10 protein-coding genes are annotated in these 11,975 nt (G+C 37.1%); 5 read left to right on the forward strand and 5 right to left on the reverse strand.

What is annotated here, in order from left to right; all coding sequences use genetic code 11:
* Positions 1-314: 314 nt before the first annotated feature.
* Entirely contained in the window at positions 315-917 is a 603-nt protein-coding gene (locus tag ACQKN2_RS12975; protein WP_427415306.1) for a class I SAM-dependent methyltransferase, read from the reverse strand.
* Between the two features lie 331 nt (positions 918-1,248).
* Here ACQKN2_RS12975 and ACQKN2_RS12980 point away from each other — a divergent pair, with 331 nt between their 5' ends.
* Entirely contained in the window at positions 1,249-1,584 is a 336-nt protein-coding gene (locus ACQKN2_RS12980; RefSeq protein WP_323648507.1) for a heme oxygenase, read from the forward strand.
* 305 nt (positions 1,585-1,889) lie between these two features.
* Here ACQKN2_RS12980 and ACQKN2_RS12985 read toward each other — a convergent pair whose 3' ends face one another.
* The gene (locus ACQKN2_RS12985) at positions 1,890-2,906 is read right to left on the reverse strand and encodes a YeiH family protein (RefSeq protein WP_427415333.1); all 1,017 of its coding nucleotides are present in this window, start codon (positions 2,904-2,906) and stop codon (positions 1,890-1,892) included.
* A 113-nt stretch (positions 2,907-3,019) separates the two neighbouring features.
* Between ACQKN2_RS12985 and ACQKN2_RS12990 the strand changes: the two genes are divergently transcribed.
* A complete protein-coding gene (locus tag ACQKN2_RS12990; RefSeq protein WP_427415307.1) occupies positions 3,020-3,901 on the forward strand; it encodes a LysR family transcriptional regulator in 882 nt (293 codons plus the stop codon).
* 189 nt (positions 3,902-4,090) lie between these two features.
* Here ACQKN2_RS12990 and ACQKN2_RS12995 read toward each other — a convergent pair whose 3' ends face one another.
* Positions 4,091-5,011 (reverse strand): LysR family transcriptional regulator, encoded by a 921-nt coding sequence (locus ACQKN2_RS12995; protein ID WP_427415308.1) that lies wholly within the window; start codon positions 5,009-5,011, stop codon positions 4,091-4,093.
* 292 nt (positions 5,012-5,303) lie between these two features.
* Between ACQKN2_RS12995 and ACQKN2_RS13000 the strand changes: the two genes are divergently transcribed.
* The 3 genes from ACQKN2_RS13000 (at position 5,304) to ACQKN2_RS13010 (ending at position 10,475) form a co-directional block, all read left to right on the forward strand.
* Complete coding sequence (locus tag ACQKN2_RS13000; RefSeq protein WP_427415309.1) at positions 5,304-6,494, forward strand: coenzyme F420-0:L-glutamate ligase; 1,191 nt, start codon at positions 5,304-5,306, stop codon at positions 6,492-6,494.
* A 1,432-nt stretch (positions 6,495-7,926) separates the two neighbouring features.
* On the forward strand, positions 7,927-10,239 hold the full coding sequence (helD, locus tag ACQKN2_RS13005; protein WP_427415310.1) for an RNA polymerase recycling motor HelD: 2,313 nt from the start codon (positions 7,927-7,929) through the stop codon (positions 10,237-10,239).
* A 92-nt stretch (positions 10,240-10,331) separates the two neighbouring features.
* The gene (locus ACQKN2_RS13010; RefSeq protein ID WP_427415311.1) at positions 10,332-10,475 is read left to right on the forward strand and encodes a hypothetical protein; all 144 of its coding nucleotides are present in this window, start codon (positions 10,332-10,334) and stop codon (positions 10,473-10,475) included.
* Between the two features lie 17 nt (positions 10,476-10,492).
* Here ACQKN2_RS13010 and ACQKN2_RS13015 read toward each other — a convergent pair whose 3' ends face one another.
* Both ACQKN2_RS13015 and ACQKN2_RS13020 read right to left on the reverse strand, forming a co-directional pair.
* Positions 10,493-11,248 carry an amino acid ABC transporter ATP-binding protein gene (locus ACQKN2_RS13015; RefSeq protein ID WP_427415312.1) on the reverse strand — a complete coding sequence of 252 codons (756 nt, stop codon included), beginning with the start codon at positions 11,246-11,248 and terminating at the stop codon, positions 10,493-10,495.
* 13 nt (positions 11,249-11,261) lie between these two features.
* On the reverse strand, positions 11,262-11,963 hold the full coding sequence (locus tag ACQKN2_RS13020) for an amino acid ABC transporter permease (protein ID WP_427415313.1): 702 nt from the start codon (positions 11,961-11,963) through the stop codon (positions 11,262-11,264).
* Positions 11,964-11,975: the final 12 nt, after the last annotated feature.

Genomic DNA, 11,975 nt, shown 5'->3' on the forward strand with positions numbered 1-11,975 from the left:
ATAGAGGGAGTAATCATTGGTCGTTTACTTTTAGTCGCTAATTCTTAATCAAATATACCTTGGCATAATTACCGCTTTCGCTCAGATAACAATGCGTCCGGAATCAGCTTTGCGCTTATGCCGACACGATGTTGGTCATTTCGGTAATGCCGTAGGACGTGGCGTTTTTACCGATGCGGGTCACTCAGGCGTTTTCACAGGATGTAGCCTGAGTTCCTCTATTTCAGTGAGTGTTTGGACTGTCGCTACGCTTTCGGTACAAAAGACATTTGCTGAAGAAGAAAAAAAGCTTAGAGCTGGACTATTGCACAGCTCTAAGCTTTTTTCAATGCAAACACGCAGAGACGTTCATTAATATTTGTTTCATTTTCAAGATGAACTTCATGGATTAATTCAAAAGGTGTCCCATGATGTAAAAACTGCAAATAATCATATGGTGGGTAGTATAAAATAATATGAATTTCACGCATATGCAATTCATAAGACTTCCAAATATTATGAATGACTGTTCGAAAAATATTTATTGAAAACGGATTAAAAAAAAAGAAAACCGTGTCGCATGGTTGAATAGCATAGTCTTCCGCTATAGAATGAATAAAGGAAATCGGAGCTTGAGCACTCTTCTTTTGAAGATAGCTCTTTTTATTATTCTCAGCCTCTGCATAAAAACCTGCATCCATTTCTACCCCAATTGTAGGAATATGAAATTTATGATGTACATAAATAGGGACTCTCCCTTTTCCACATCCCATATCGATAAACACTGGATTCTCAGGCATTTCATACTCCAAAAATAATTGTTCTAAGCCAACATACGGTGTTGGCTCATAGCGATGGTAGTGAGCTAGTTTCGGGAAGCCGTATTGTTCACCTACTGTATTAATATGTAAACATTTATCAAATTGATGTTCGTTCATAATAAAACTCCTAAAAAAAAGAATGATTAATTTTAGCACGATAAAAAGCAAAAACCATACCCAAAAGTTTTGGATATGGTTATTTTTTTAACGACCTCTCAGTTAAAAACAAAGGAAAGTGCTACTTTTGTTTCTTGCTTCACTTTAATCTTGTTTAGTTAGGCATCCTCATTGAGTCACAAGTTAAAAATATCGAGCTATTGGACATTTATATCGCTCTTCTATTGACAATGTCTTCCTAAGCCTATTATCATTGATTGCGAATGATAATCATTGATAATTCATTCATATAGTAGTTTTTTTTAATTAAAAATGATTAGGGGGGAAAAACATGATTATTGTTACAAATCGTATTCAAGTCAAACCCGGCTTTGCTGCAAAAATGGCACCGAACTTTACAAAGCCAGGTCCTCTACAGCAGTTTGAAGGCTTCCATAAAGTAGAGGTACTAGTTTCAACTGATGATCCGACTTATGACGAAATGAGCGTCAATATGTACTGGGAGTCTAAGGAGCATTTCCAAGCTTGGCGTAATAGCGATGCATTCGCTGCGGCACATCACCGTCCTGGACAAAGCTCTGAGGGAGGAAAACCTGAAAACAGTCCAATGATCGGTAGCAAAATAGTTATAGCTGAATTAGCTTCTTCAATTGAAGCATTACGCTAACTTTTAATTTGTATCACCTAGCCCCACTATTTCCAAGGAAGTGGGATAATAACTAAAATATCTTCTGATTCTATCTAAAAAAACCCTGCATTTTCGATAATGCAGGGTTTTTTAATACTTTATCTTCATTCAGCTGAAGACTCCCACTTCTGAAGGTGGTGAGATGAATACGGATGTGGTCTCTTTTCATTAGGTACCCAAATACCAACGTGATGTTGGCCCAAAGCCTCCGGCGGATGCCACGGATTTTGAATTGTGCGGGCACAATTCAAAATCCGGACGCAATTACGCCAAGGCGAAATTGATTACATGAAAATAACTAAAACATATCCAAGTACTGATAAGCAAACTGAACCAATCAGTCCTGCAATAAACGCTTTTACACCTAATTGTTTAAACGTTTTTATCTCTACATTTAAACCTAGTCCGGCCATCGCCATGCCAATTAAAATATAAGCGATATTTACAAATGCTTGCGCTACATTAGCTGGTACAATCCCTAACGAATTAATAGCACTCATCGCTAAAAACCCGAGGATAAACCATGGAATTATCGACAGTGAAAACCCTTTTTTTTCCTGCCCATTGTCAATTCTCCGATACAAAATACCGATGACAATGGCTACTGGCACAAGCAATGCGACACGTGTTAGCTTAACAATAACCGCCATATCAATTGCTTCATTTCCACCAGCAGAGGCTGCTGCAATAACATGAGCAATTTCATGTAAAGTGCCTCCCGCAAAAATACCATATTCAGTAGGGGTTAAGTTAAATACTGAGTATAACACCGTGTAGACTAATGTGAATACAGTCCCTAATAATGCGACAATCGCTGCGCCCACTGCTGTCTCTTTTTCATTTGCTTTAATTTGAGGAGCAATAGCGACAACAGCAGCAGCTCCGCAAATTGCTGTACCACAAGCTGTTAATATGCCAAGCTTCTTATCAACATGAAATACCTTCGTTAAGCCATATACAACCAACAAAGCAAATACCAGATTAATAAATGCAATAAGGAAGACACTCGCTCCAGCATTGTAAATATCCATTAAATTCAAACGCATACCTAATAAAATAATGCCGAGGCGTAATAATTTTTTACTTGAAAATGTGATGCCTGTTTGCCATGAATCCTGCACCTTAAAGGCTGCTCTCCAAGCCATACCTAATATAATGGCAATGACAAGCTGCCCTAATATTGAGAAGAACGGAAATGTCGAAATATACTTTGCTACTAAGGCAATAATGAGTGTCAACAATATCCCCTTCATAAACGCTGGGGTCAGGAAACTTTTTAACCTACGCTGGCCATTATCCATGTTGTTCACTTCTTTCATCCTTGATGATTATTACTTTATTAGAAAGTAAATCATCAGTAAAATACATATATATAATCGTAATTATTAATATTTCTAATGATAGGAGTGATGATATGCAATATGATGCTTTACAAACGTTCATCACACTGGTGGAGGTAAATAATTTTACGAAAGCCTCCGAAATACTTCATATTTCACAGCCAAGTGTCAGTTTACACATTAAAAACTTAGAGCGAGAATTTCAAACGACCTTATTCATCCGGTCGCCAAAATCTGTACAAATCACCCCAACTGGAGAAATTTTATATAAACGAGCTAAACAAATGCTGGCAATTGCAGAAGCAGCAAAGGAAGATATTTTAACCTATCATCATGAAATTCAAGGGACACTTGTGATTGGCGCTAGCTTTACAATTGGCGAATATATTTTGCCTCCTATTATAGCGAGCTTGCAACAGCAATTCCCTCAGTTAGAGCTCCAAGTTATTATTGGCAATACGAAAGAAATCATTCAATATACAAAATTGTTACAAGTCGATATCGGTCTTATTGAAGGACAGGCACAAGACCATGAACTTATTATTAATCCGTTTATGCAAGATGAATTATTTATTGTCAGTGCGAGTAATCACCCCCTTGCAAAAGCACCAATTATTACGGTTGCGGACTTACAGCAGCAAAATTGGGTTGCACGTGAAGATGGCTCTGGCACACGTTATTACTTAGATCATTTATTTAGAGCAAACGGGCTCCAAGTACGTTCACTTCTTACTATTAGTAGTAATCAAGGTGTGAAAGAAAGCGTAATTCAAGGGCTTGGACTTTCATTACTGTCTGCTAGTGTCATTGATCGTGAATTAAAAAATAACGATATAAAAATCTTACCTCTCGAGGAGCAACATTTTATGCGGACATTTTCTTATTTGTACTCACCTACAATGAAAAACAAACGCAATGTTGACACTCTTATAGAGGAACTATTAAAAAAAGCTTAGCGGATTACTTGACGCTAAGCTTTCTGTTGTTGAAACGCTATTGAAATCAAAGTATGGATCTTCGGCAAAACGAGGGGGTGATTTCCGTTCCGGCTAGGCGCTTTTTTCCTGGGGGCGTCCAGCCTCCACTCCAATCAACCATCCCACTTATTATGTACCTTCTGACATGTTACTCTAATTTCGCTAATCTCACTTTAAAGTTCTTGAATTTAGACGTTTACGCTCCTGCTTGTGTTCAATAATTTCTACAAATTTCAACGCTGCTCGAGATAAAGGTACACTTTTCAAATAACACATGCCAATGCTTCGTGTTGGAATACTTTCTGTTAATGTTAACTCATACAAAAGTCCTCGTTGCAAATAATCCTTAGAAAATTCTTTCGTTACACAGGCAATCCCTAAATTACTGCGTGCAAATTCTAGCACTAGATCATGTGAACCAAGCTCAAACTCGGGTTCAATAAAGATCCCTCTTGCAAATAAATAATCTTCTACGTACTTTCTTGAATTTGATTTTTTCTCTAAAAAAATAAGTGGAAACTTTAGCAGATCCCCAAAGCTTAAACTTCTTGACGCCAACGTTTTGTATTTCTCACCGCATACAAAAATATCTTGAACCTCTGTGCAAGCGGTTAACTGTAATGTCGGATCTTCTATCGGAAAATTACAAAGTCCTATATCTACCTCACCAGATTTAATAAAATTACAAATTTCTGAAGTCGTTCCATTTAACATTTGTAATTTTATATTTGGATACATTGTATGAAACGCCTCTAGATAAGGCATTAAAAAGAAACGAGAAATTGTGTCCCCTACCCCTATTTTCAACTGACCTGTTGTTAAATTTTTAAATTCTAGCAACTTCTCCTCACCAGCATCTAAAAGGCCTAATGCTGAATTCGTATACTCGTATAGAAGACTACCCTCAGTTGTTAACGTCACCCCTTTAGGTGTGCGATTAAAAAGACGTGTGCCGAGCTCCTTTTCTAATTGCATCATAGCTTGGCTAACAGCTGGTTGAGTCATATATAAATCTTTAGCAGCACTTGAAAAGCTATTATTTTTAGCAACAATACTAAAAACACGATATAAATCTAATTTCCCTATCATATAAGCACCTCTTATAGCTATTATACGAACTATTAATTTTACTTATATCACTAAAGGGGCGTATAGTAAAATCATATTGGTTTAATTTCACAATATTTAACTTTTTTCAGTTAGCAAAAAGGAATCGGTAAGGAGTTCTTTGTGAAACCCACAGCCGATTCCAGACGCATTGTTTATCTGCGCGAAAGCGTAGCGACAGCGGCAAATGTTTTCTGTAGCGAAAGCAAAGCGACAGCTACAATGAGGCATAACTATTAATCATACATTTATCTATTAATAAGGAGAGATTATTTTGGAACGTGTAGTTGGTACAGTAGTAAGAGGTCTTCGTGGTCCGATTATTAACGAAGGCGATAATATTGAGCAAATTGTTGTTGATACGGTATTAAACGCAGCAAAGACTGAAGGCTATTCAATTGAAGATCGTGACATCGTCACAGTAACAGAATCTGTCGTAGCGCGTGCACAAGGTAACTATGCATCCATCGATGATATCGCAGCTGACGTAGCTGCTAAATTTGGTGACGATACTGTTGGTGTTATTTTCCCAATCCTAAGCCGTAATCGTTTCGCTAACTGCTTACGCGGTATTGCAAAAGGCGTAAAAAAAGTTGTTCTTATGCTTAGCTATCCATCTGATGAAGTTGGTAATCACCTAGTTGATATCGATGAGCTAGATGTAAAAGGGATTAATCCTTGGACAGATACTTTAACTGAGGTGGAATTCCGTGAGCATTTCGGCTATAAAAAACATACATTTACAGGCGTAGATTATATTGAATATTATAAAGAACTAATCGAAGCTGAAGGCGCGTCTTGTGAAGTTATCTTTTCAAATAACCCAAAAACAATTTTAGATTTTACGAAGAGCGTTTTAACTTGTGATATTCATACACGCTTACGTACAAAACGTATTCTAACTTCAAATGGTGCTGAAAAAGTATACAGCCTTGATAATATTTTATCTACACCTAATAACGACTCTGGTTTTAATGCAGAGTATGGTCTACTTGGTTCAAATAAAGCTACTGAAGATAGCGTAAAATTATTCCCACATACTTGCCAACCAATCGTTGACGGCATCCAAGCAAAGATTAAAGAAGCTACTGGTAAAACAGTTGAAGTAATGGTTTACGGTGATGGTGCGTTTAAAGATCCTGTGGGCAAAATTTGGGAGTTAGCTGACCCGGTTGTTTCTCCAGCTTTCACAGTTGGATTAGATGGCACACCAAACGAAGTAAAACTAAAATACTTAGCAGATAACGATTTTGCAGAGCTTCGCGGCGAAGAATTAAAAGCAGCAATTTCTGAGTATATCCAAAACAAAGATGAAGATTTAACTGGGCAAATGGCCGCTCAAGGTACAACGCCTCGTCGCTTAACAGACCTAATTGGCTCACTTTCTGACCTAACTTCTGGTTCAGGTGACAAAGGAACACCAATGATTTATATTCAAGGTTATTTCGATAACTATACAAAATAAAGAACTACAAAATGAACTCCCGTTTTCGCTCGGGAGTTCATTTTTTTTTTATAAAGAGACACACTGCCACTGTTTACTTCCTCATATTTATAATTTTATGTTAAAGAAATAAACTTTTTCTTATTCCTTTTGTTTTATAGTAGGTTTACCTCCCCTTTTCACATCATACTTATTTCAATTGATTAGGAATCGCTTATTCATTTAACCAACGTTCACTTGTTCGAACATGATTCTGTCTCACAAAATTCCCTCGGTTTTATCGAAAATCATCATAATGGACTGTTTTCGTTCATATATTTATAAAAAGCTTCTCATAGGTGAGTCGGCTCTGGAATAAATTGCTCTTTTGAGATTTAATACAGGCTCGCTTCATACACAATATGAACCTCTTCAAACCCCTCCCCCAATATCGGCAATTCTATATTCCTTCTCATTTTTTCCATTATCACCATCGGAACTTCTCTCATTTTTTATTGTATTTTTGATACTCACCACAAATATCTAGTATCAAAATAATAACATCCAACTTTCAAACAATCGAACATTTTACCTAGTGCGAATACCCTACATTCCCGTTCGATATTTGTCGCATCAACAATAACAGATTGACCTTTAGCCACATTCAAACGCTCACACAAAAAACAGAATGCCATTCGCGATTTCTATCTTGTAGCGACACCAAATAACTATTAACGTATAGCATCACTTGAAAGAATAAGCGTATTTCGTTTTTTGCTAGCCCCTTAACAAACGCGCTCTTACCACTTCCAGGTACCTAAACTGTAAATATCACCTTCATTTTTCACCCTCCTCTCAAATGTCTACATCATTTATAAAAACACATTTCCCAAGTAGTAATCACCGACTATTCTTCTTACTTATCAAAAATTAATCATCAAGTTAACTTTAAAGTATGGAGAATAATTTTTGATGGTTAAAATGATAACGAAGGAACATTGGGATAATTACCATAACGCGAGTTTGATTTCCATTCCGACTAAGCGCTTTCCTAGAGGGCGTCCTATATGCCACTTAGGCCAACACGACGATGGTCACGAAGGCGTTATCACAGGACACGATACTCTTAGCCTTCGTTCCTATAGGTGCTTGCTCCAGGGTCTTATCTGTGACGTTGAACCCCAAGGGGTCGACTAACCTCCACTCCAATCAACTTATATACACGATCTCACACCAAAATTTAGGTGACTATCCACAAAAGCAACATCCTTCACAATGGAGAAATATGGATATAAAAAAAGACTGCCCCAACTTTTCCGGAACAGTCTTTTTATTAAAAATCTGATTTTCTTTTATAACTTTATTGTATCATAAATTTGCCAAAATTACTAGACTATACTTCTTTCTAAACTAGCTGTATGATAAATTTCCCGATAAAAAAGCCATACAAATAATTATATGGAGAGGAATGTGAGTGACGTTGGAAAAGCAAAATGAATGGACAGAAGAAAAACAGTATCTTGTTCTTTGTTTAAACACAGTTGGTCACAAAAAAGAGGCGTTACTACAAAAGGAAAAGGATGTTAAAGACAATGTTTTAACATTAAAGAAAACCTTTTGGGATGACGTCAGAGTAAATTTAGATACTCCTGAGGATATAGACGAAACCTATTATGCTATTAAACAGCAGGCAGAGCTCTTAGCTGATTCCCAGCATGCTCAGCAACGTGTCATCAAGGATGTAAAAATTTATGACCGTTTACTGCAATCACCCTATTTTGCTCGCATTGATTTTTTACAGGATGGTCATAACGAACCTTTAAAGATTTATATCGGTGTAGCAACCTTAATGGATAAAGAGAATGAAAATATATTAATTTATGATTGGCGAGCCCCTATATCAAGTATGTATTATGATTACACGCCTGGCCCAGCTACTTATGAAGCGTCCACTGAAGAAATTCAAGGTGATATGCTTTTAAAACGGCAATTTATCATTAAGAATGGTCAATTGCAATCGATGTTTAATACAGGATTAACAATCGGTGATGATTTATTACTCGATATTCTCGCTCAAAATGCAAACGAGCATATCCGTAGCATCGTAGCAACGATTCAAGCTGAACAAAATAAAATTATTCGACATGTCAACACTCCTTATTTAATCGTAGAGGGTGTCGCGGGTAGTGGAAAAACGGCTGTTGCACTCCAACGTGTTGCTTATTTGTTATATCATTATCGAGACCAGATTACTGCTGATCAAATTTTATTGATTACACCTAATCAGCTCTTTAATCAATATGTTCATACTGTTTTACCGGATCTAGGTGAAGATAATATGCAGCAATTAACCTTCTCCGAATATGCAACAAAGCGTTTAGGACGACAGTTCCAATTGGAATATCCTTATGAGCAATTGGAGTCACTTTTAACAGAGAAAGATGACTTGCTCTACCAAACGAAGCTTACTACTATTTCTTTCAAAGCTAGCCTCAAATATCGGGAAATGATGGACGAATATATAGAGTACCTTGCCAATGAAGGTTTGCTGTTTAAAAATATTGTTTTTCGCGGAGAAAGAATTATTACAGCTCAAGAAATTGCTGAGTACTTTTATTCGTTCAATGCGACAATTCCCATCCCAAATCGACTGCAGTTAGTGAAAGAATGGTTGTTACAACAATTATCGAAAATCGAAAAGGCCGAACGAGCGAAAGAATGGGTAGAAGAAGCTAGTGAACTTTTAGACATTGAAGAGTATACAAAAACCTATAGCGAGCTTTTACATGAAGGCCGGTTTTCAGAAAACTCCTTTGATGATTTTGAGCAAGAGCGCAAGAAAATAGCCTTCCAAATTGTCAAAAAACAGTTCAAGCCACTTCGTCAATCTGTGAAACAATTAAAGTTCGTTCATATGTTAGGCATTTATCGTCAATTGTTTGATATGAACAACATTATTCATCAGCAATTACAGAACTTTTTACCCGACCATTGGGAAGAAATCTGTCAACATACACTCCCTAATTTAGCAAAGCGCATTATCTCATATGAAGATGCCGCTCCATTTTTATATTTGCAGGACAAAATAGAAGGTCAACGAACAAATACGATGATTCGTCATGTTTTAGTTGATGAAGCGCAAGACTATTCTCCATTTCAGCTATTTGTATTACAGCAATTATTCCCACGTGCACGTATGACTATATTGGGCGATGGACATCAAACTATCCATCCTCATACCTTTAAAAACCCTTCACTGCTGACACCACAATTGTATGGTGAACAAGCAGAAAAAATGATATTAACGAAAAGTTATCGCTCAACAAAACAAATTATTCAACTTACTTCAAAGATTTTACACGGGGACGCCAAAGTAGAAGCCTTTAATAGAAATGGCCCCGAACCGGCCATCACGATGGTTCCGAATGAAATAGATTTAATGGCGCAGCTTGTCGAAAAGATTAACAGTTTGTCCCTAAAGTTCGAAACAATTGCAGTCATCTGTAAAACAGAGCAAGAATGTACAATGGTTTTTGATAAATTGAAAGAGCAAGTAGATATTCAACTCATTACCCATCATACAAATCAATTTAAAAAAGGTATTTTACTGTTGCCTGCTTACATGGCAAAAGGAATTGAATTCGACGCTGTCTTGATATACAATGCTTCCGCAGCTAATTATTCTAGAGAAACAGAACGTAATTATTTCTACACAGCTTGTACACGAGCTATGCACGAATTGCATATCTATTCAATTAATGAGTTAACCCACTTTTTAGATCTTTAATATCAATTATGCCTCGGCATAATTGCGTCCGGAATCGGCTTTGTGTTTGCACAAAGCACTCCTTTCCGATTCCGTGACATCCGCCGGAGGCTTTGGGCCAACGTGATGTTGGTCACTCAGTCATTGCCACAGGACGTGGCGTTTTTAGACTGAGTTCCTCTGTTCGGTGGGTGTTTGGACACCCGCTGAAAGAAGTTAAAAAAGAAAATCTGCATGCTTCCATTGAAAGCTTGTAGATTCTCTTTTTTTATCTTTAAATATAGTACGTATAATCCTCAGGAATAACACGTTTTAAGAATTTCTTCGTGCGCTCCTCTTTCGGATTAACAAATATATCATGAGGGCTTCCTTCTTCTACAACGACACCACCGTCCATAAAAATTACTCGGTTGGCTACGTCTTTTGCAAAGCCCATTTCATGTGTGACAACAAGCATCGTTGTCCCTTCCGCTGCAATGTTTTTCATAACCTGAAGGACCTCTCCTACCAGCTCTGGGTCAAGTGCAGAAGTCGGTTCATCAAATAAAATAATTTCAGGGTTCAACGCTACTGCTCGTGCAATACCGACTCGTTGTTGCTGACCTCCGGACAATTGGCTTGGATAGGCATCATATTTTTCTGATAAGCCTACTTTATCAAGCGCCTTTTTGCCAATTTCAATTGCTTCTGCCTTTGGTATTTTACGTCCTATAATAAGCCCTTCTGTCACATTTTCTAGCGCTGTTTTATTCGTGAAAAGATTGTAGTTTTGGAATACAAAGGCTACACGTTGTCGAATGGAATGTACGTCGTTCTTCTTCACATTTTGAAAATCTACTTGGATATCGCCAAATGTTGCATGTCCTTGGTCGGCTTTCTCTAAAAAGTTAATGCAACGTAATAATGTTGTTTTTCCCGAGCCGCTGGGACCTAAAATGACAACAACATCTCCTTTATCAATGGCTAAATCGACACCCTTTAAAATTTCATTGGTACCAAATGACTTATGGATATTTTTAATTTCTAACATACTCGTTCACCCCTTAGGCTTTTGCCACTTTGAATTTACTTAAATGTTTTTCATATCGTTTAAAAATGTATTCAACCGTACTACATAAAATTAAGTACACAATGAAAATATCAATATATGCTTCTACGTAATTGTAGCCAACATTGGCAGCTACCTTAGCTTTTAATGTGATTTCGGGTAAGGACATTGCATAGCCTAAAGACGTCGCTTTAATGAGATTGACTGTAGCCGTACAAATATTTGGCATCGCTACTACTAAAGCCTGCGGAATTATTATACGGCGATAGGCTTGGAATGTTGATAAGCCTACTGCATGAGCAGCCTCTAGCTGACCTTTATCAATCGTACTTAAAGCAGAACGAAATACTTCTATTAAAATTGCTGTCGTACTAAATGCGAAGACAATAAATGCGTACCAAATCGGATTGATTTTATAAATATCATAGGCAATATTATATTTTTCAAAAATAATTTTAAGTAGTAATGGGATACTACTATAAATAATAAAGATTTGAATGATTATTGGTGTACCTCGGACAAAGGAGACATAAATCTTTGCTAAATGATGGAGCACCGGGATTTTATTGATCCGGGTTAGTGCTAGTAGAAAGCCTAGTGGTAAAGCAACAAGCATAGCAACAATTGTCACAAGGAGTGCGATAGGTACACCTGATAATGCAACAAAAAATGTTTCAACTAAAAATTGATAATTCATGGTTACGCCTCC

It is taken from the genome of Lysinibacillus sp. NPDC093688 (assembly GCF_050280145.1).
GTDB classification, from domain to species: Bacteria; Bacillota; Bacilli; order Bacillales_A; family Planococcaceae; genus Lysinibacillus; species Lysinibacillus xylanilyticus_B.